Origin of the sequence: Bacillus sp. B-jedd, from assembly GCF_000821085.1 — a bacterium.
GTDB lineage: Bacteria > Bacillota > Bacilli > Bacillales > Cytobacillaceae > Bacillus_D.
Genome location: NZ_CCXR01000001.1, coordinates 3,088,584 through 3,108,482, shown reverse-complemented (window position 1 = coordinate 3,108,482; position 19,899 = coordinate 3,088,584). Strand labels below are relative to the sequence as shown.

General features: G+C 45.6%; 18 protein-coding genes, 3 tRNA genes and 1 other RNA gene. 11 read left to right on the top strand and 11 right to left on the bottom strand.

Features of this window, described 5'->3' with window-relative positions:
• The first annotated feature begins 83 nt into the window (after window positions 1-83).
• From BN1002_RS15585 to BN1002_RS15570, 4 genes are all read left to right on the top strand, one after another.
• Window positions 84-917, top strand: coding sequence for a formate/nitrite transporter family protein (locus tag BN1002_RS15585; RefSeq protein ID WP_048826292.1), 834 nt, complete (start codon window positions 84-86; stop codon window positions 915-917).
• Between the two features lie 207 nt (window positions 918-1,124).
• A complete protein-coding gene (locus tag BN1002_RS15580; RefSeq protein WP_048826291.1) occupies window positions 1,125-1,907 on the top strand; it encodes a tyrosine-protein phosphatase in 783 nt (260 codons plus the stop codon).
• A 187-nt stretch (window positions 1,908-2,094) separates the two neighbouring features.
• Window positions 2,095-2,622, top strand: coding sequence for a phasin family protein (locus BN1002_RS15575; protein WP_048826289.1), 528 nt, complete (start codon window positions 2,095-2,097; stop codon window positions 2,620-2,622).
• 14 nt (window positions 2,623-2,636) lie between these two features.
• Window positions 2,637-4,313, top strand: a complete 1,677-nt coding sequence (locus tag BN1002_RS15570) for an ABC1 kinase family protein (protein ID WP_048826287.1) — start codon at window positions 2,637-2,639, stop codon at window positions 4,311-4,313.
• A gap of 91 nt (window positions 4,314-4,404) precedes the next feature.
• On the opposite strand, the gene ssrS is transcribed toward BN1002_RS15570, so the two are convergent.
• Together ssrS and BN1002_RS15565 are read right to left on the bottom strand one after the other, a co-directional pair.
• Window positions 4,405-4,599, bottom strand: a non-coding RNA gene (ssrS, locus tag BN1002_RS23395) — 6S RNA.
• Between the two features lie 32 nt (window positions 4,600-4,631).
• Window positions 4,632-5,381, bottom strand: a complete 750-nt coding sequence (locus BN1002_RS15565) for an SGNH/GDSL hydrolase family protein (protein WP_048826285.1) — start codon at window positions 5,379-5,381, stop codon at window positions 4,632-4,634.
• Window positions 5,382-5,764: 383 nt separating this feature from the next.
• Between BN1002_RS15565 and BN1002_RS15560 the strand changes: the two genes are divergently transcribed.
• The 4 genes from BN1002_RS15560 to BN1002_RS15545 all read left to right on the top strand — a co-directional run bounded on the left by BN1002_RS15560 (window position 5,765) and on the right by BN1002_RS15545 (window position 10,686).
• A complete protein-coding gene (locus BN1002_RS15560; RefSeq protein WP_048826283.1) occupies window positions 5,765-6,922 on the top strand; it encodes an SH3 domain-containing protein in 1,158 nt (385 codons plus the stop codon).
• A 185-nt stretch (window positions 6,923-7,107) separates the two neighbouring features.
• Window positions 7,108-7,815: a response regulator transcription factor gene (locus BN1002_RS15555; RefSeq protein WP_048826281.1), complete on the top strand. Its 708-nt coding sequence runs from the start codon at window positions 7,108-7,110 to the stop codon at window positions 7,813-7,815.
• Window positions 7,805-9,232 (top strand): sensor histidine kinase, encoded by a 1,428-nt coding sequence (locus BN1002_RS15550; RefSeq protein WP_048826280.1) that lies wholly within the window; start codon window positions 7,805-7,807, stop codon window positions 9,230-9,232. Before BN1002_RS15555 ends, BN1002_RS15550 begins: the two co-directional genes overlap by 11 nt.
• A 212-nt stretch (window positions 9,233-9,444) precedes the next feature.
• A complete protein-coding gene (locus tag BN1002_RS15545) occupies window positions 9,445-10,686 on the top strand; it encodes a S1C family serine protease (RefSeq protein WP_048826279.1) in 1,242 nt (413 codons plus the stop codon).
• Between the two features lie 164 nt (window positions 10,687-10,850).
• On the opposite strand, the gene BN1002_RS15540 is transcribed toward BN1002_RS15545, so the two are convergent.
• Together BN1002_RS15540 and BN1002_RS15535 are read right to left on the bottom strand one after the other, a co-directional pair.
• Window positions 10,851-11,651, bottom strand: coding sequence for a C39 family peptidase (locus BN1002_RS15540; RefSeq protein WP_052445650.1), 801 nt, complete (start codon window positions 11,649-11,651; stop codon window positions 10,851-10,853).
• A 917-nt stretch (window positions 11,652-12,568) separates the two neighbouring features.
• Complete coding sequence (locus BN1002_RS15535; RefSeq protein WP_048826274.1) at window positions 12,569-13,102, bottom strand: YceI family protein; 534 nt, start codon at window positions 13,100-13,102, stop codon at window positions 12,569-12,571.
• 346 nt (window positions 13,103-13,448) lie between these two features.
• On the opposite strand from BN1002_RS15535, the gene BN1002_RS15530 reads away from it, so the two are divergent.
• The gene (locus BN1002_RS15530) at window positions 13,449-13,889 is read left to right on the top strand and encodes a Dps family protein (RefSeq protein ID WP_048826272.1); all 441 of its coding nucleotides are present in this window, start codon (window positions 13,449-13,451) and stop codon (window positions 13,887-13,889) included.
• 179 nt (window positions 13,890-14,068) lie between these two features.
• Here BN1002_RS15530 and BN1002_RS23810 read toward each other — a convergent pair whose 3' ends face one another.
• The 4 genes from BN1002_RS23810 to BN1002_RS15515 form a co-directional block, all read right to left on the bottom strand.
• Window positions 14,069-14,581 (bottom strand): hypothetical protein, encoded by a 513-nt coding sequence (locus tag BN1002_RS23810; protein WP_148362797.1) that lies wholly within the window; start codon window positions 14,579-14,581, stop codon window positions 14,069-14,071.
• Window positions 14,557-14,644 (bottom strand) — tRNA-Ser (locus BN1002_RS15525). The genes BN1002_RS23810 and BN1002_RS15525 overlap by 25 nt, the downstream gene beginning before the upstream one ends.
• Window positions 14,645-14,651: 7 nt before the next feature.
• Window positions 14,652-14,725, bottom strand: a tRNA-Gly gene (locus BN1002_RS15520).
• A gap of 16 nt (window positions 14,726-14,741) precedes the next feature.
• A tRNA-Leu gene (locus BN1002_RS15515) sits at window positions 14,742-14,825 on the bottom strand.
• Between the two features lie 184 nt (window positions 14,826-15,009).
• Between BN1002_RS15515 and BN1002_RS15510 the strand changes: the two genes are divergently transcribed.
• Together BN1002_RS15510 and BN1002_RS15505 are read left to right on the top strand one after the other, a co-directional pair.
• On the top strand, window positions 15,010-15,609 hold the full coding sequence (locus tag BN1002_RS15510; protein ID WP_148362796.1) for a hypothetical protein: 600 nt from the start codon (window positions 15,010-15,012) through the stop codon (window positions 15,607-15,609).
• A gap of 101 nt (window positions 15,610-15,710) precedes the next feature.
• Window positions 15,711-16,169 carry an SAM-dependent methyltransferase gene (locus BN1002_RS15505; protein WP_048826268.1) on the top strand — a complete coding sequence of 153 codons (459 nt, stop codon included), beginning with the start codon at window positions 15,711-15,713 and terminating at the stop codon, window positions 16,167-16,169.
• Between the two features lie 35 nt (window positions 16,170-16,204).
• On the opposite strand, the gene BN1002_RS15500 is transcribed toward BN1002_RS15505, so the two are convergent.
• The 3 genes from BN1002_RS15500 to BN1002_RS15490 all read right to left on the bottom strand — a co-directional run bounded on the left by BN1002_RS15500 (window position 16,205) and on the right by BN1002_RS15490 (window position 19,858).
• Window positions 16,205-17,029, bottom strand: coding sequence for a GNAT family N-acetyltransferase (locus tag BN1002_RS15500; RefSeq protein ID WP_048826266.1), 825 nt, complete (start codon window positions 17,027-17,029; stop codon window positions 16,205-16,207).
• Window positions 17,030-17,070: 41 nt separating this feature from the next.
• Entirely contained in the window at window positions 17,071-17,976 is a 906-nt protein-coding gene (locus tag BN1002_RS15495) for a selenium metabolism-associated LysR family transcriptional regulator (RefSeq protein ID WP_048826265.1), read from the bottom strand.
• Between the two features lie 196 nt (window positions 17,977-18,172).
• Entirely contained in the window at window positions 18,173-19,858 is a 1,686-nt protein-coding gene (locus BN1002_RS15490; protein WP_048826263.1) for a hypothetical protein, read from the bottom strand.
• Window positions 19,859-19,899 lie beyond the last annotated feature (41 nt).

Here is a 19,899-nt window from a genome sequence, read left to right as displayed (position 1 = left end):
GTCCATCATGAAAAATAGTGTACAATGAATATGGCATAGTTTGTGAAGTAAATCACAGACACAATTAGAAGGGATGAGGTACTATGTCTTCTTCCTACAATAAACCTGAAGAAATAATGGATATTACGGTTGAGAATGGTGTGAAAAAAGCAGGGATGCCTATCCGGTCAGCGGCAATTCTTGGTTTTCAGGCGGGGGCTTTCATTGCGCTCGGCTACCTGCTCTCCATCCGGATTACTGCTCCATTAACAGGGGATATCGCGGGGCTTGGTTCGATTCTCGGAGCCTCTGTATTCCCCATTGGGCTTATCCTGACGCTGATTGCCGGCGGAGAATTGTTAACAGGGAACATGATGGCTGTCCCGCTGGCAGGTTTTGCCGGAAAAGTTTCCATCCGAGGCATTTTGCAAAATTGGGCTATTATCACCGTTACGAATTTTCTCGGTGCCATTTTCGTCGCTTACGCCTTCGGGCATGTGGCCGGTTTAACAGCAGAAGGAGTTTTTCTTGAGAAAACGGTCAGCATTGCAGGGCATAAGCTTGAAGCGACATTCCTCCAGGCATATGTATCAGGAATCGGGTGCAACTGGCTTGTTGCCGCGGCTGTCTGGCTTTCATACGGGGCAAAGGATATTATCGGAAAGGTAGCAGGCATTTGGTTCCCGACGATGACATTCGTGGCCATCGGGTTTCAGCACGTTGTGGCCAATATGTTCGTCATACCGGCGGCCATATTCGAAGGGCATTTTACATGGGGCCAGTACGCTGCCAATTTTGTACCCGTCTTTCTGGGGAATACGACCGGAGGAGCGGTATTTGTAGCAATGGCCTACTGGTTTGCATATAGGAAAACAACGCAAAAGCACAAGCAGGATCCGCGCCAATCCGTCATTATGCTGAAAAGCGGCAAAGGCTAAAATAATGTAAAGTCGCCATCCATATTGCTGGAGGCGATTTTTTTTGCTTCCTCTTATGAGCCGCAAAAAAATGGAAAATAGTATATACTTAGTCAATATCAGGATTCAATTGGATTAATAATGGAACATGCCGGAATCATGATGACATAAACGGAGGGCAAAAGAAATAAAACTGGCCATATGGTAAAAAGGGAAGGAGTCATATAGATGCAAACAACGAAGGAGTTTGTTTTTGAAAAAATACATAATTTCAGAGACATAGGGGGATTGCCAACCAGCGATGGACGCAGGATGAAATCCGGGCTTCTCTACAGGTCAGACGAACTTTCCCGCCTAAGCGGAATGGATCTGGCCAAGCTTGAGTCACTTGGTTTGAAGATGATTTGCGACCTGAGAACTGTTCATGAACAAAAATCCAGGCCTGACAGGATTCCGGGACATTGGGGCATTAAAGAAGTCCATATTCCGATTTACCACGGCAGCCAGGATTTCACCCATATGGAGTTTATTAAATTTCTGAATACAAATCCGAAAAGTATAGATTTTGCTGACATTATCCGTGATTTTTACGAATGTCTCGTGAAGGAACGGACAGAAGAGATCAGAAAAGTGTTCGAACTGGCAGCTGGGGAGGAAAACCTGCCCGCGCTGATTCATTGCACGGGCGGCAAGGACAGGACGGGTTTTTTATCGGCATTGTTCCAGCAGCTAGCAGGAGTGCCCCGTGATATCATCACCAAGCAGTATCTTTTGTCCAATGAACGGGTCGGGGCAAAAATGAAAAAAACCGGCCGGATGATCCGGATGATGAGTCTTTATCGCATCCCAATTGAAAAAATTCAGCCAATGCTGGCCGTTAACGAAAAGCATCTTGATTATGCGTTGGGCTATATCCTGGAGGAATACGGAAGTGTCGAAGCTTATTTGCATCAGGGCTGTGGAATTAAACAGGATTCTATCAACAAATTAAAAAGGATGCTTGTGGAGTAAACCTGTCCACTAAGACAGCACTAAAAGAAGCCATCTGCCCGGATGGCTTTTTTTAATTCCTTTTTCCGCTCCCGTCCACTAACTCATGACACATCCTGCAAAAATCGCCATTTTTTTGCTTCCCGAGGGTAAAACCCCGGAAATGAGGGTATTAAGAAGTGATATACCAAAGAGGAGGCTGAAAAAGATGATCAATGATTTATTCAGCAAAGGTATTCTGCTTGGCCTTGGTGCTGCTGTGGCAGGTAAGGAAAAGCTTGAAGAAACGGTCATGAAAATGGTTGACCAGGGGATGATGTCAAAAAATGAAGCCGATTCCCTATTCAGCGATTTTGTCAAAAAAGGCGCGCAAAAAAGTGAGAACTGGAATAAAGAAATTCGCGACTCCATAACCGAACAGCTTAAAGAGCTTGGGTTCGCCACAAAAAGCGATCTTGAGGCGCTGCAGGCCCAGATTGTTATTTTGCAGCAGGAGTTAGCTTCAAATAGGGCTGAAAAAGGAGCGAAAGCGGAAACTTCCTCCGTTCAAACCGATGGTGGATCCGGACTAAGCTCGACCGGGACAGGTGCCGGGGAAGCGTCGTTAAACAGCCAAACGCCGGCTGAGGGTGGAATAATCCTGAATTCAGAAGGCGAGCAGGCTGGATATACAGGGAACTTAACTGATTCGGAGGACAAAAAAATTCCTCCTAATACAGATATTGTCCCTGATTAACAGTTGGTGATGGAATGTTGACTGATAAATTGCGCCGTTTGAACAGATATAAAGAAATCATTTCCCTGCTCGGAAAGTATGGCTTCGGATATTTAGTGGAAGAGGTAGGCCTGACCCAGCTGCTTTCTTTTAAAGATCGGATCAAGGCCGATTTTGAGAAGGAAAACTCACAGGAGATAGGCGTCCGGCTCAGGGGGCTTCTTGAAGAACTTGGTCCTACATTCATTAAGCTAGGGCAGCTACTCAGCATCAGGAGTGACTTTTTGCCGGATGATATTATTAAAGAGCTGGAAACACTCCAGGATAATGTTCCTCCGGTCCCGCTTGAAGAAATACAGGGAAAAATTACCCAGGAACTAGGCAAGCCTCCCAAAGAAATTTTCCATTCCTTTAATGAAGAATATATTGCTGCCGCATCGATCGGCCAGGTTTATGAAGCTGTCCTTTGGACTGGAGAAAAGGTGATGGTGAAGGTCCAGCGGCCGGGCATCAGGAAAACCATTTATACAGACCTCGATATCCTAATGGACCTGGCAAGGCTGCTTGAGCAAAATTATGATTGGGCAGAGCAGCATAAGGTGACGGAAATAACCGAGGAACTGGGCAACTCAATTAGAAAAGAACTTGATTATCTTGAGGAAGCGAGAAATACTGAGACCATTGCGATGCAATTCGAAGAGGACGAGAGGATAAAAGTTCCGGATATCTTTTGGGACTATACGACTTCCACTGTTCTCACAATGGAAAAAATCAATGGGATAAAAATTTCTGAGGTCCGCACGCAAGTTGCCGACAAGGAGAAAAAACGGGAAATCGCCGACTTGCTTGTCCAATCGTTTGTTACGCAAATTTTGCGGCAAGGCTTCTTTCATGGAGATCCCCATCCGGGCAACATTCTCTATATACCTGAAACCGGGCAGCTCGCATTCATTGATTTCGGCCAGATTGGCAGGATGTCCAGCAGGATGAGGTATGACACTGCTTCGATGATGATTGGGCTGATCCGCGAGGATACCGACATGATCATAAAAGCTCTGTACCGGCTGTCGGATGTTCCGTCCGATGTGAACGAAAAGCAGTTTTATGATGATGTTGACCGCATCAGCAAAATGGTGAGCCGCGTGCCATTCGGTGAACTAGACCTTGGTAAGACCGTTCAGGATTTATTGTCGACCGCCCAGGAACATCGTATCATCGTCCCGACGGAATTAACGATGCTTGGCAAATCACTGATGACAGTGGAAGGGATTATTTCCGGCATTGATCCCGAACTGAACTTGCTCCAGCTGGCAAAACCATATGCCGAGGAGCTGATCATCGAAAGATATGACCCTGTCAATATTGGCAAACGTCTGTTCAAGGATGCCGAGGATATCGGGGAAACGATGGTAAAGCTCCCGGAGCGGATTGATGAGGTACTCGGCCAGGCGGCTGAAGGCGATTTAAAATTGAAAATCAGCCTCTCGCAAATCGATTCAATTTTTAATAAAATCGACCGGATTTCAAATCAGGTTTCATTCAGCTTGACGCTGCTTGCCTTCAGCATTGTCGTACTCGGTCTCATTGTTGGAGCGACTTTCGGGACCGATACATTCCTGACGAGCATCCATGCGCTGGAAATCGGCTTCACCGTCGCCTTTCTCATGTTCCTGTGGATAATCTACTCCATTATCCGATCTGGAAGGTTTTAATCAGGCAAAAGATTCGGACACCGCGCCGGATCTTTTTTTGATTTAAATACAAAAAAACCGGCCCCAACCGGGACCAGTTCATAAACGCAGAGGAAAAGCCGCATTTGCCGTAGTAATATAAGAAAGTTTTAAACCACCACTCCTAAAAGTGGGTGTCCTCAGAAGCGTTCCTGCCTGTCCCCCTTGCCGTATAGGCGGAGGCATGTCATTCCGGCTTCGTTCAAAAACTCCCTATTACAGCTTAAAGGTTAAAACTTTATTATGGATACGAACAACGCAGCTTCGATAGTAGTATCATACAATTTTTGCTCAAAATATTCAATGTAAATATGTCCCAGATAGTGTTAAATTCCCGCCGTTTTTCGGGCTTGTCCGAAAATGTTCAATAATTTCCATTGCAATCGCTTTGTAGCCAAGCGAGTTAGGATGAACCCCGTCAGGCGACAGGTTTCCAAGATTTTCTCCGTTAATCACATGAGAAGTTTCAACTACCATCGCGGTTGGAATTTTTTCAGCTGTTTTGTATATATTAACATTCCATTTTGGCAAAAGCTTGTCTGCAACATTGTAATAGCTTGTTTCAGGGTTAAGAGGATTATATAATTCGAGAAATACAACCGTGGCTTGAGGGTTTTTTTCTGTAATTTTAGCCGCAATGTCCTCCAGGTTTTCCCGGAAAGTCGATTGCAGCGTATCAAAGGCTTTAAAGACGGATTGAAAATCTGTTTTCTTCGCAGCCCTCAAAACATCATTTCCGCCAATATTGACTGTAATGATATCCGCGTTTTCAATTTCACCGTCATATTTTCCTTCGTCGACTAGCTGGCGCAATTCGCTGCTTGTCATGCCATTGATTCCTTCGTTCCAGAACTCGACTTTCTTTTCAGTCAGGCGGCCAAGCTCATTGGAGAACTGGCTGATAAGGTTCTGGTCTTCTCCTGCTCCAACCCCGCGAATGATAGAATCGCCAAGAGCAAGATGGTAAAGAGCCTTCCGGTCCGAATGTCGGTAATAATCTATATATGATGGCAGGCTGGCATTTGCGGCTTCCCGTGATTGTTTCTTCATCTGGCTGATTTGAAATTGAGGATAATATAGCCAGCCTGAAATTCCTGCGGCAATAAGAACGACAATGATGAGCAGATACTTGATGGATTTCGTTCTCCCTTCCGTGTTAACTTATCCCTTAACCCGGGAAAAATCCCCGGATTGTAGGAGATCTAAATCTATTATACAAGAAATATTTACAAAAAAAGCTAGAAAACAATGGCAGTATAGTGAAAACTCCATGTACTGAAAAAGGAGGTTAATTTGGAAAAGCTTTGCTGTTTTTTGTGAAAAAAGTTGCAACTTTTGTCGATATTTGTTCCAGGAGATGATGAATTTGGATAATTTGTATCTAGAATTCGTCAGCATTCTGTGTAACAATAGCTTAGTAAGGAGGGGGAACCTTGAACAAGAAATTAGGGTTTATCATAATTGCTGTATTGATTCTAGCTGTGACAGGCGGCAGTTATGCTGTTTATGGGGCGACTAAAGATAAAAAAGCTGAAAACTCGGTGAACGAGGCAAAGGCCTCGGCGTCTGACTTATATAAAGAAATGGAAAAGAAAATTAGTAGCGGTGAAGAAACGAGTCATTTTGAAAAAATAGACAGCGAAAGAATTTTAGCTGCGGAGGCGCTCTTTTCCGTCGCCAAAGCAGATTTGAAAAATGCATCAAAAAAAGCCATAAATGAATACGGGAAGATCCTCCGGGATGAAGTGGAGCCGGTCATCGAACAATTGCGGGAATACAATAAAGGAGCTACTATCGCCGAGCCGCTTTATGAGCGGATTAACGCCGCCGAGAAGCTCGCTGCTGAAAATCCGCTTTCACCAGAATTGCTTGAGGAACTGCCTTTGTTAAAGGCGGATACGATTGAGGATAATAAACAGTTTAGAAAGCTTAAATCGCCATTTTCCGAACTTTTTGCTGATAGGTATGTCCTTGAGGTTGAAAAGCTGGAAGGGATTATGAACCTATTTGTGACGGCTGAACAAGCGGTCCAGACATTGACGGATCTATCCGAGAATGAAAAAACGCTAAAGGCTGATTTTGACAAAAAAGTCTCTGAAGCTGAAAAACTGATAAGTGAATTGACAAATGAGTCCGCGAAAAAAGAACTGACAGCTGAGCTGAATAGTGCAATTAAGGCATATGAAACTGCCGAGAAAAAACGGACAGAAGAAGCGAAACTGAAAGAAGAGAATGAGGCGAAAACATTCAAGGGACCTGATGGGGAGGTATATGAACTTGGTGAAGGGCCGTCATTTGATCCCGTATGGTCCGTTGCCAAGAAGCATGGAGCCAGGCTTTATTATATGCCGGATTCCGATGTCATGATTTTCGTGAAGGACAATGCCCGCATCCTGACAATGAGCGCGGGTTATATGGGAACGGATTTAAGCAATGGTAACATCCTTGCTGATTTGTTAACTGCGCGCGGGTATAAGATAACGCAAAAGGAAATGAATAATATCATTCAATCAGGCACACCTTTCGAAAAAGAAAAAGAAATGTTTCGTGTTTACCGTGAAGGGAAAAAACTGATTGCAGAAACATGGTAATGTCCAAGCAACCCGCTTATTTATGGCGGGTTGTTTTTTTAATCCCCTTACATGGTTAGGATTAAATTATGAATAATCTATTGCCAAATTGTAAATTAATCTGTAAAAAACAGCATACAAGTTGATTCCGGGGCGGAGAAGTTTTACTTTTGAAGTAACGGGATTCCGTGTTGGAGGTAGATGTAATGAGAATTCTAGTGATCGAAGATAACGAAAGCGTTTGTGAAATGATTGGGATGTTTTTTTTGAAAGAGGGAATTGAAGGCGAATTTGTCCATAATGGCCTTGACGGATACAAGCGTTACAAGGAGGAAGGCTGGGACCTGCTGATTGTCGATTGGATGCTGCCAGGGATGGATGGGGTGACGCTTTGCCGGAAAATCCGGGAAGAAAAGAGCGAAATCCCGATTATCATGCTGACTGCCAAGGATAGCGAGTCGGATCAGGTTCTGGGCCTCGAAATGGGTGCGGATGATTATGTGACAAAGCCGTTCAGCCCGCTTGCCTTAATGGCGAGGATAAAAGCCGTGGCCCGGAGATACCAGAAGGCTGGGGAAGCCGGAACAGGCCAAAAGAATATGATTGTGACGAAGCATTTTGCAATAAATAAGGATACGAGGGAAGTCCTGCTTGATGGATCAGCAATCACAGACCTGACTCCGAAAGAGTTTGACCTGCTTTCCTTCCTCGCCTCAAATCCGCGCCAGGTATTTACGCGCGACCAGTTGCTTGAACGGGTTTGGGGCTATCAGTTCTATGGGGATGAGCGGACCGTGGATGTCCACATTAAGCGACTAAGGAAAAAAGTCGGCACGCAAGCCCAGCCTTTTTTTCATACTGTTTGGGGCGTCGGCTACAAATTTGATGAATCGGTAGAGGCAGATGAGAGTTAAATATTTTTACCAGCAATTATTTAGCCATATCGGCGTTCTGATTATCGCTTTTCTCGTATTGAGCCTTCTGTTCACCCATTATGTTGAGAACCTCGTTTACCAAAGCAAAACCGATGAGCTCCTTGAGTATGGCGAGAATATTCTCAATGATTTGGAGTGGAGCAATCCGAGCGATGCGAATGCGGTCATCAATCAATACGCCAGGGTACTTTTCGGAAGGGATATTCAGTTCAGTGTTTTCGCTGTGAACGGCAGGAGTGTCAGGTTGATGAATCCAATTGACTGGCAGGGACCGGATATCGTCCTAAAGGGAAATGACTGGCAAAAGCTCCGTTCTGGCGAGCCCGTGGTGATTAAATCTGATTTAAAGCGCTACAACCAGAATGTTTCCATTGTCACAGTACCATACAATGCTGACGGGGAATTCGTTGGAGGGGTCCTGTTAATCTCGCCTGTCAAAGGACCGCGGGAAATGATCAGCGGCATTAATGAATATTTGTTGTTCACTGTCCTGATTTCGCTTGGAGTTTCCTTTTTGCTAAGCTGGCTCCTTTCCCGGATCCATGTGATGCGAATAAAGCGGATTCAGAAAGCTGCTTCGGTTGTAGCTTCAGGTGATTATACCGTTCATGTACCCGCTTCGAACTTTGACGAAATTGGCGAGCTCTCGAATGATTTTAATCAGATGGTCAATAAAATCAATCAATCGATGGAGGAAATTGAAAGCCTTGAAAACAGGCGCAGGCAGTTTATGGCGGATGTCTCGCATGAAATGCGGACACCGCTGACGACAATCAGCGGCGTCATTGAAGGGCTTAGAAACGATATGATTCCAGAGGCTGAAAAGGAAAAAGGCATCGACCTTGTCAGCAAGGAAACAAAGAGGCTGATCCGGCTCGTGAATGAAAATCTCGATTATGAAAAAATCCGTTCCAATCAGGTTGTTTTGCAAAAAGAAGACATCCAGCTTGCCGAAGCTTTCGAAATTATCAAGGACCAGCTGGATATGCAGGCTGCTGAGAAAGGAAATAAAATTACTATCCATGTTGATGAGGAAACAATGATTTACGCCGACTATGACCGGCTTTTGCAAATCCTGATCAATATTACGAAGAACAGCATCCAGTTTACCGAGAATGGAACGATTTCGCTGACAGGCTACGCTGTAGATGGCAAAACGGTAATTGAAATCGAGGATACAGGCATTGGCATAGAACCTGAAGAAGTCGAGAAAATCTGGCGCCGTTTCTATAAAGCGGACCTTTCGAGAACAGGGAATCCATATGGCGCCTTCGGCCTCGGTCTGTCGATTGTCAAGCAGCTTGTCCAGCTCCATGATGGCGAGATCATGGTAACGAGTGAAAAGGGAAATGGAACAAAATTCACGATTAAAATTCCATATAAGCAAGAAAGTTAAGGCCGTCTGCCCACGCAGCGGCTTTTTTGCTGCCGTTGGCAGGGGAGCAAACCTTTTGTAGCAGCTTGTGGCGGAATGGGCCAAGCATCATCTTTCTTCTCCATTTCTTCCCTTATTTTTAAAAGCTCTGCCTCAGTTTGTTAATAATTTGTTCATAAATTCCGGTTAAGATAGAGATAAATCAGAAAGGAATTTAATAGGAGGTAAACACGATGAGTGAAAATTACCAAGACTATGGACAAATAACTCCTGAGCCGCAGCATAAACTGGAACAAAAGCCTGCCAAGACAGGAAAATTTAAAAGCTTTCTTTCAACCATCAGCGCGGGCGTCATCGGATCTGCTTTGACCCTCGCAGCTGTTAATTATACAGACTTACATTCTTTAACGGACTTTGACAAACAACAGCAAGGCCAAACGGAAAACGCTTCTAGTCCGACTGCTAATCTTGTGCCGGCATCAACCGCTTCCAGAACTCAAAATGGGTCAGTAGCCGATATGGTCGAAAAATCATCAAAGGCGATTGTCGGTATTGTGAATTATCAGGAGCAGAACAATCCATTCAGCAACAGCCAGGGCGTTGTTGAAAAGGGATCAGGCTCCGGTGTGATCTTTAAGAAATCCGGCGGCAGCGCCTATATTGTCACGAATAACCACGTGATAGAAAACGCGCAAAAGCTCGAAGTTTCCTTCGATAATGGCAAAAAGGCGGAAGCTAAAGTTGTCGGCGCCGATGCGTTGACGGACCTTGCTGTCATCAAGGTAGATGCCAATTATGCTCCAGATACGATTGATTTCGCCGATTCGTCGAGCTTAAGGCCCGGGGATGAAGTTTTCGCAATCGGAAACCCGCTCGGACTTGATCTTTCGAGGACGGTAACTAGAGGAATAGTCAGCGCGATTGACCGAAGCATCGATGTTTCCACATCCGCTGGCGAATGGAAGCTGGACGTCATCCAGACTGATGCGGCGATTAACCCGGGTAACTCTGGCGGAGCCCTTATCAACACTGCCGGCCAGGTCATCGGAATCAACTCGCTGAAGATATCCGAAAGCGGAGTCGAGGGACTTGGATTTGCGATTCCTAGTAATAATGTCGTCCCGATTGTTAATGAAATGATTGAAAAAGGCAAAGTGGACCGTCCTTATCTCGGGGTGAGCCTAGCTGACTTTGAAGAAATCCACCCGGCTTTCCTTCAGGACCTTCCTAAGGGCGTTGACTCCGGTACAATGGTCACTTTAGTCCAACCGGGTTCAGGTGCGGACAAGGCAGGCCTGCAGAAACAAGATGTCATTGTGTCGATTAACGGGGAAAAGGTGAACAACTCTAGTGATCTTCGAAGGTATATGTACTCGAATGTTAAGGCCGGTGACAAAGTAAAACTGAAAATTTACCGGAACGGCAAGGAAATAACGGTTGAAGTGACTTTGAGCGGGAACAGTATGACGAATTAATCCAGCGGCAGCCTCTAAGAGGGGCTGCCTGTTTTTTTGCAAAAAAATGATAGTGCATCCATTACGTTTTCCTTATCCAGCATGAGGAAAAGCCAGGGACTAGATAAGGCAACATAAAAGAGCGGTGCGCCGATTCGGCAGCACTGCTCTTCATTTGCGAAATATTAATTTATGACAATGGCCTGGCTTCCTATTTGCTCCCATGCTTTCCGGAAGCTTTCCCTGTTTACCTTCCTGTCTTTCGTTCCATACGGATCATTCAGGTAGATATAGGTTTCATCAAAGCCGGTCAATGCAACGCTGTGCATTTTAAAAGTAATGTCCACCTTTCCCTCAGGTGTGTTCCATGTTTTAAAATGGCTTTGGTTAAGCGGGGCATATGCCGTGTTTATAATTACCCATACTGGGGTACCTTCCGCCAGTTTTTCGATCACTCGATCGAAAGGCATTCCAGTCAAGTCTTCGGCACGCGAACCGGCATATTCTTTTGCCAGTGTGAAAATAGGTCCATGGTATACGCCGAGCCCCGGACCGTTCTCCATGTTTCCGACAAAGCCGGTATATGGATTGCCGTACTGGCCATTCTGGTATTGAAGCGGGACGCGCTTGATCTTACTGGCAAGCTCATTTTTCGTGACTTCAATCCCTTTGTATTTCAGAATCATTGCCAGGCTCGTCACTTCACAGCCATTGTAAAGCCGCGGTGCTGCCATCTGGTTTAAAAACGGGACGTCAAGCAGGATATCTGTCACAGGCTTTTCGGGAACAGCCTTTGCTGAGAGCTTGGTTTCTGATTTAGGAGCTTCCTGGATTGCCGCTGGAGTTTTTTCTTTTTCTTCAGCTGCCGATTGGGCGTTCTCTTTATTTTGCGGGACAGACGCCAATTCCTGCTTCGGAAGCAGGAAAAAACCTGTCAGGACAATAATCCCTACTAACACAACCATGTAACCAAAAAACTTCTTCATGAATTTCTCCTCCGAGCAAAAAAACGATAATAATTACCTATTTACCCTTCCATCTAAGTTTAGCAAACCGACGCGAATAATCCATGGCAAAATGAAGAAAATAAAACTTTAGCCCTATGTTTTGGTTGCATTTTCCCCTTTAGGAAGTTTTTTTAGCAAAGGCTTTGTTGTCCTAGATTGTTGATTTCCACTCCGGGGACATGCTTTCCGCGGGGCGAAGCATCTACCTGTATTTACTTCATGTGAAACATCAATGAATCGGCTTCGTGCAGCTTTGCGACGAGCTGAAGGTTCGCTTCCCCGAATAGTCTGTGGCGCAGGAGCATTCTTTATGGTGCCTCCTCGGCGTCCTAGACGCCTGTTTGTCTAGCTGCATAGGGAAGGCTTCGGCAGCATAGACCCACGCACGAAGAAAAAGCGATAGCACAAGGAAAGCTTCCATGAGAAACATCGCACGAGATTATGCGTTAGCATAATGGAGGATTTTCGAGGAGCGCCTAGCCCCTCGAGGTCGCTTCGGTCCCGAATGTGAAGTCAAAGAACGACTTCCCCTTCTGGACCTCCAGCGCTTGGCTACGCTTCGCTCGCATTAAGGGCGACTAGGATTTTGCTTCGCAAAACCAAGTCTTCCTATATCGGGGCTGACCACAAAGGAAAGCTTCTGCGAATAGTCCTCGCAGGGACACAAAGGAAAGCTCCCCGGAATTAGCTTCGCAGGGACAGACGCCTTTTGTCTGTCACGAGGCGGTTTTTGCCTGTCACGAAGGCGCTTCCGCATTTCCAAGGGTCTCCACGTGCCGCTTCATCCCGCCGGAGTCAGTCCCCTCCGTTCCAATCAACTTCATCAAAAATCAACACTTACCTTTAACTTAGCAAAAAAAGTGCAGGCGGATGGCCTGCACTTTTCGAAAAGGTATTTATTCAGCTTTTGCCGCTTGGATTTCAAAGGAGATTTTGATTTTATCTCCGACAAGGACACCACCGGTTTCTAGAGCTGCATTCCAGGTAAGGCCATAGTCAGCGCGGTTAATGGAACCTGCGCCGCTGAAGCCAGCCTTTTCATTGCCCCATGGATCCTTGCCGCTTCCTTCATAAACGACAGAGAAAGTTACAGGACGGGTGACTCCGCGGATTGTCAGGTCTCCCGTTACATCATACTCACCTTCATCGGTTTTTTTGATATCAGTAGCGGTAAAAGTGATTTTCGGGTTATTTTCCGCATCAAAGAAATCCGCTGAACGCAGGTGGTTGTCACGGTCCTCGTTACGAGTATCGATACTTGCCGCGTCTATTGCAAAAGAAATTTCCGCATTTGTCAGGTCTGCAGGATCTGCTACAACCGTCGCATCAAATGCTTTGAAGCTTCCTTTCACATTTGCGATCATCATATGCCTTACTGAAAAATCAACACTGCTGTGTACAGGATCAATTGCCCATTTTGTTTTTGCCATTTTATTATTCCTCCTAATTGGTTTCGTTTAAAATATTTTTAAACTGAGATAATTAACTTCAAGGTAAATTATATAAGGGAGAAGGTGATTTTGTCAATTAAAATATTTTTAAACTGAGACAATTATTTTCGAGATGTTTTCTTGTACCTCTGTCAAGGGTTTTGGAAAGTGGTCAGGTTTGCAGAAACTCTGTTGGGCCTGTCTCCGTTATGATTGAAAAATCAGGAAGAGGGTATACTTAAATTGGCCTATTCCGACATTTTTGTGAACCTGACCCATAATATTCGTGTTTGCAAAAAGGTTGGACCTATAATAGTAGACGAAGTGAATCAAGGGAGGAATCGTAATGAGCAAAGAGTTAACATCGATTGTCAACAAGCAGGTAGCAAACTGGAGCGTTCTTTATATTAAGCTCCACAATTACCATTGGTATGTGACTGGACCGGAGTTTTTTACTCTTCATGCAAAATTTGAGGAACTTTACAATGAAGCTGGCATCCACATCGACGAGCTGGCTGAGAGGCTGCTGGCCCTTGGGGAAAAACCAGTCGCGACCATGAAGGACTGCCTTGAAATGGCATCCGTCAAGGAAGCTGACGGCGGGGAAAGTGCGACAGAAATGGTGAAGTCGGTAGTGAAGGACTTTACAACACTGATCGGTGAACTGAAAGAAGGAATGGAACTTGCCGCCGAAACAGGCGACGAAACAACTGGGGACATGCTCCTTGCCATCCATGCCAGCCTAGAAAAGCATGTATGGATGCTGAATTCCTTCCTCGGAAAATAAGATGATTTGCAAAAAAAGGATCGGCGCAGGCCGGTCCTTTTGCTTGGTTTAATATATACTCGAGCTAAATAAGGTTTAGCAGTCATAGGCCAACTTTGATTGGGGGGCACCATACTGATATCTGGTAGCTGGCAGGAGTTCTTGTCGCCCCCGTGTGGGGGAATTCTGTCGTCCGGTCGTCAATAGCAATTCTTGGCACCAGTGTGGAGGATAAATTCTGTCGTCCAGTCGCCGATAGCAATTCTTGGCGCTCGTGTGGAGGAGAAATTGGTCGTCCGGTCGCCAATAGCAGTTCTTGGCACCCGTGGGGGGAAGAAATTCGCCGTCCGGTCGCCGATAGCAATTCTTGGCGCTCGTGTGGAGGAGAAATTGGTCGTCCGGTCGTCAATAGCAATTCTTGTCGCCTGTGTTGGGGAGAAATTGGCCGTCCGGTCGTCAATAGCAATTCTTGTCGCCCGTGTGGAGGATAAATTCGCCGTCCGGTCGTCAATAGCAATTCTTGTCGACCGTGTGGAGGAGAAATTCGTCGTCCGGTCGCCAATAGCAGTTCTTGGCACCCGTGGGGGGAAGAAATTCGCCGTCCGGTCGCCAATGCAGATAAGAGTATTGGTTCCCAGGGCGCCAAGCCAAATTAAAAAATGCAGGCGAGCGCCTGCATTTTTGAGTAAGGAGAAGATGAGATTCGAACTCACGCGACGGTTGCCCGCCCTAGCGCATTTCGAGTGCGCCCCCTTGAACCACTTGGGTACTTCTCCATAATATTGGAGCGGGTGAGGGGAATCGAACCCCCGCTGTCAGCTTGGGAAGCTGGAGTTCTACCATTAAACTACACCCGCAGTGAGAAAGAAAAAATGCGGCTGAGAGGACTTGAACCTCCACGGGGTTGCCCCCACTAGAACCTGAATCTAGCGCGTCTGCCGATTCCGCCACAACCGCAAAACTAAAAAAACAGCATAAATAATATATCATAATAACAATAAAAATTAAAGAGGAAATTTATACATTAACCACAAAAATATTTGTGCAACATATAATTGTTCCATGCGTCTATTTAGAATAAAATGGAATTAATAGCTTGGCTGTTAGTGCCATCAAGCTGATTGGGGGAGTGCTTATGCACATGAAAAAGACATTGGGTTTATTCCTTGCTTTATTTCTTTCCTTTGGACTCGCTGTATCCGCGACAAGCTGGGTAAGGCTCGAGCCCGCCGAAGTAGTGAAACGGGCGAAGGTGGCCGTTGTTGGAAAGTATGACTTTTCCGGCAAGCCGGTAAAAGGTGAGGGGCCTCTCGGCGAGGGTTATAACTTCATTGTAGAAAAGGCGTACAAAGGGGATGATGTTGCTGCTATTTTGAAAGTAGGGATTGATATGTTCGATATCAGTTGGGCAAAAGAATTTCAGCAGCAGGGAGGGACATTTCTCCTGTTTCTTGAAGAGAATAACAATAAATATCTTGTGCCTGTCGGCGGTCCAAACGGGATGATTCAAATGGCAGATGGCAAAGTCCATGAAGAGGATCCCGTGCGGAGGGAATTTTATGAGAACTACATAAAAGAACGTGAGGCCGCCGGAAAAACCGTTCCGGTAAAACCTGTAAAGCAAGAAGAAGCGAAAGGCTTGATGGGCTTTGGACCTTATTTGCTGCCGGTCACTTTTATTCTTTTGGCCGGAGGCGTCGCCTATTTCGGAACGAGAAAGATGCTTTCGAAAAAAAGCTGATCGAAAGAATCCAATAAAAAAATCGGCTGGGGGAAAAAAATTCCGTTATAAAAACTTGGGTAAACTGTTTTTTGTAAAATAACCGAGACGGAGGAATTTGCATGTTTACAGTTAAACCGGTCGGAAGGGTGTGCAACAGCCGCAAGGAAATAAGGGATGATTATTGGGGAGATGTCATCTCGGAAATAGAAATGAACGAAATTCTCGACGGAAGCTGCTTGGAAGGAATCGAAGACTTCTCCCATCTTGAAATCATTTTCCTGTTCCATCTTCTCCCTGAGGACAAAATCCAGATAGGGGCAAGGCGGCCGAGGAATAATCCTGATTGGCCGGTTACGGGCATCTTCGCGCAGCGGGGAAAAAACAGGCCGAACCGGATTGGCGCCACCATTGTAAAACTGCTGAACCGCGACGGCTCGAAGTTGACCGTTTCGGGACTTGATGCGATTGACGGCACCCCGGTTATTGATATAAAACCTGTCATGAAGGAATTTTTGCCAAAAGAAGAAATCCTGCAGCCGGAATGGGCAAGTGAATTGATGGAAGATTACTGGAAATAGAATAAAAGGCGGACCGTTGAGGCCGCCTTTTCTTTTTACTGCGTATATTCATAATAATCCTGGGCGTGGTAAACCTTGAAGCCGACCGATTCATACAGCCTTAATGCATGTGCATTCTTTGCCTCCACTTCAAGGAACAGCGGAAAACCCGCCAAATTTTCCTTCGTGATAATAGCCGAAAGTGCCTTTCTGCCGATGCCTTTTCCTTGATAGGCGGGAAGGACAGCGAAGCCGTAAATCCAAGCTTCTCCATCAGGATGGTCGACCCTCATTTTTCCGACAGGCTCACCATTCGACTCGATCATGTAGAAATCTTCATTTCCGGCAGTTTTCAACTCTTTATGGAAGGAAACTGCTTCTTCTTCGGTAAAACCAAAACATTCAATTTCAAGTCTGACTTCCAAAGGAAGATCACGCTCAGTGGACGGGCGGAGCATTACTCCTTCACTCGTGGCAGGCGCAGTCCCATCCCATTTCATCTGGTATTCAGTCATGAAATATCGGTTTGGCACTGTGGCCAGAAAGGCTTTTCCCGATTGAGATCCAGCAGGCGCATTCAGAAGGATTTGCCTGGCTCCGCGGTTTTTAGCTTCAGCAATCGCTTCAGCCAGCAAGCCTGAAAAAATTCCTTGCCGGCGGTACTCAGGGCGGATCATCCCGCAAAGCTCGACCTTGTTCCCGAATCCGTACACGCCGATGAACCCGACGAGCTTACCGTTCTCATAACGGAAGAAATCATCCTGCCTGCCTTGCGGGCGTGTGGCGAGCATATCCCAATTCAATTTAAGAATGAAGCCGCCATCTTCCTCACAGACGGTCTGTAATTCCCTTATTTCTTCAAGTTGCAGTTTGGAAAGCATATTAAGTCCCCCTGTATCTTTTTGCAAAATTGGCCTCCCGCCTAGTCGGCCTCTGCCAGCCTGAATCCTCCAATCGAAGCAAAGTCCACGAAAAGCTTCGATATGAGCGGAAGCGTTTTGGCCTTATTGTAGACGAGGTAGAAAAAGCGCTCATCATGTAAGCCGGCCAGCTCATACATGTTCACCATCTGGTGTTCTGCATAATCCCGCGCTGCGATTTCAGACATAATCGAAATCCCGATGCCTTGCCTGATGAACTGGATTAAGCTTTGTCCCGAGTCAGTATAGGCAATGATATTCAATTGTTCTTTCAGTATGCCTGCTTTTTTAAAGAGATGTTCCAGCATGGTATTTGTCCCCGAATCGGAGTGGCGCATAACGAGCGGGTACTTTTTAACGGCATGGATGCTTACCGGTTCATCCAAAGTGATATCTTTATGGGTGACCAGCACCAACTTCTCTTTTAGTAGAGGGAAGTATGCCAGTTTCTCATTCTCATATTTCGCACCTAGCAGTCCGACATCAACTGTGCCGCTAAGGACTTTATCGGCGACCGCTTTGGATGGGAACTGCGAAATATTAAAGGCTGCGGCGGGGTACGCCTCACGGAACTGCTTCACCATTTTTGGAATAATGAACTGCCCGGGCACAGAACTCGCGGCCATGCGGATGCTGCCGCGGAATTCAGCCATCCCCTCGTTCAAGTCGAGGAGGGCTTCATCTTTTAAAAGCAGCAGCTTCAATGCCCATTGATACAGGCGCTCGCCATGCGGTGTCAGGATGATATCCCTCCCGACCCGATCAAACAAGCGGACATTCAGCATCTTCTCCAATGACTGGATATGGGAAGAAACCGTCGATTGGCTCAAAAAAATATCCTCGGCCGCCTTTGAAAAGCTTTTATGTTCGACTACTTTTGTAAAAACAAATAACTGGTGAAAATCCATTAGCCTTCCCCCATGAATGAGCCTGTCCGATTCCCATTAAATTCGCGAGTAGGAATTCGCCATGGTCATCGCCAGTCTCATATTTAAAATATCGATTATATCTATTTGTTATTTAGATAGGTATAGATTACCATTAAACTTTTGTCAAAGGAAGATGAAAAAACCGCCTGGCATTTAGCTGGCGGCTGTTCGTTTTTTAAGGCTGGATGTAAGGCGGCTGTTTCAAGTGATGTGTTTGCTCCTTTATGTTATGATAAAACACCTCATAACGGACCCATGCGAGCGGAAACTTCATTACAGCCTCTTTTCCGTTTCCATAAACGATAATATGTTTTTTTGTATGCTCAATCCTTCGTACCTCATGGAGCGGAACCGCTTTTCGCTGCTTTCCGTCCTCAAGGACGAGGTTTTGTCCAACAATTGAAATGCTTTTTGTTTTGATTTTATTCAATTCAACTACTGTCAGGATTGCCCCGAGAATAGTAAAAAGGAAGGACGGCCAAAGAGGAGAAGGAAAACCATCCAGCGCCATCCGCAGCCAGTGAACGATGAGCAAGCCGTAGAAAAACCACATTCCTTTGCTCACACGGGCTTTGCTTTCATAATAGACGCTTTGCTCGTGCATGGCCTTCTCTTCCTCACGTTTTTTGAAAAAGGCTTCCTTGTGCCCTTCAATCGTCAGAGAGCTAAATTCTATAAAATCCGAATACGATCCATCCCACAAATAGGCTGTGTCATCGCCGTCTTCAAGTGCGTAGGCTCCTACCCAGGCGGCATAGGAATAATCAAGTTCAGTAAACTTCATGAGATAATGGCGGACCGGCTGGCCATAATAATTTTCGGTTTCAATCTTATCTATTATCTCTATATCCTCAGGGAAATGGGAGCTGCCATCTTCGTCATCCGGCAGGTTTACGATCGTGTTGAATAATCTTGTCCTGGCAAGGTGCGGCTGTTTACCTTCCTTAATCGGGTACATATGCTCCAAGTTCATATCTTTCAGTTCCCAATAAACCATTTCCGCGCTTTCAATATGCCGGGCACATTCCTCGATAACCGCCTCATCGATGGGCAAATTTTTTGATAGGCAGACAAGGACTGCCTCCGTATTTATAAGTGGATCCCGAAATGCCATAGCAGCCAGAAGCTCAGTTTTCGTTTCCTCATCAAAATAATACTTCATTAAGCTGATAAAAAGCCTCATCCTGCTGCGGATATAAAAATAGTTTTCTTTCCAGGCAGTATAGGCATATTTCGTTGTGTAATCTTCGTTGAATTTTAAATACTGGTCTTTGGTCTCCCTGTAATCTTCAAGCAATAAAGGGAGGATCTTTCCCTTGTTATATCCCTGCTCAAGCTCGGAAGAATTAACGCCCAGTATCAAATCATAAAGCATGAATTTGTAATGCGGCGAATGGATCCTTTCAAGCGTCTGATTAAGGATATCCCTGGCGAGGACTGGATAGGATGAAAGCTCGCCAATTGGGATCAGGAAGTTATCTGTCTCGTTGATCAGTCCGGCTATCTTTTCTTCCAGGAAAAAGAAGATTTCTTCATCTTCTGTTCCGAGCAGGAATTCGATTGCCCGTTCTTTCGCCTGGAGGCTCAGGCTGTCAAAATGTTTCATCAGCGTGACAACGACCTCTTCCATCGGAAAATCGCAGACAAAATCTATTAGATAATAAGAAGGATTGTCCCAGCTGTCGACCGGCTCAGGAAAGCGGCCCGCCGCGGTAATAATAATGTCGCGCAATACATCTATTTGCACTTCGAGATTAGGAATCTGTTTATATTCAAAAAGCTTATCAAGACCCTCAAAGCGTTTTTGCGGATCAGGGCTTTTCACTTGCCTGAGGATATTTCGCAGTTTTAACTCGTACACTTTCTCCCCACCTGTTCTGTTTCTCATTTTCAATTAATAAT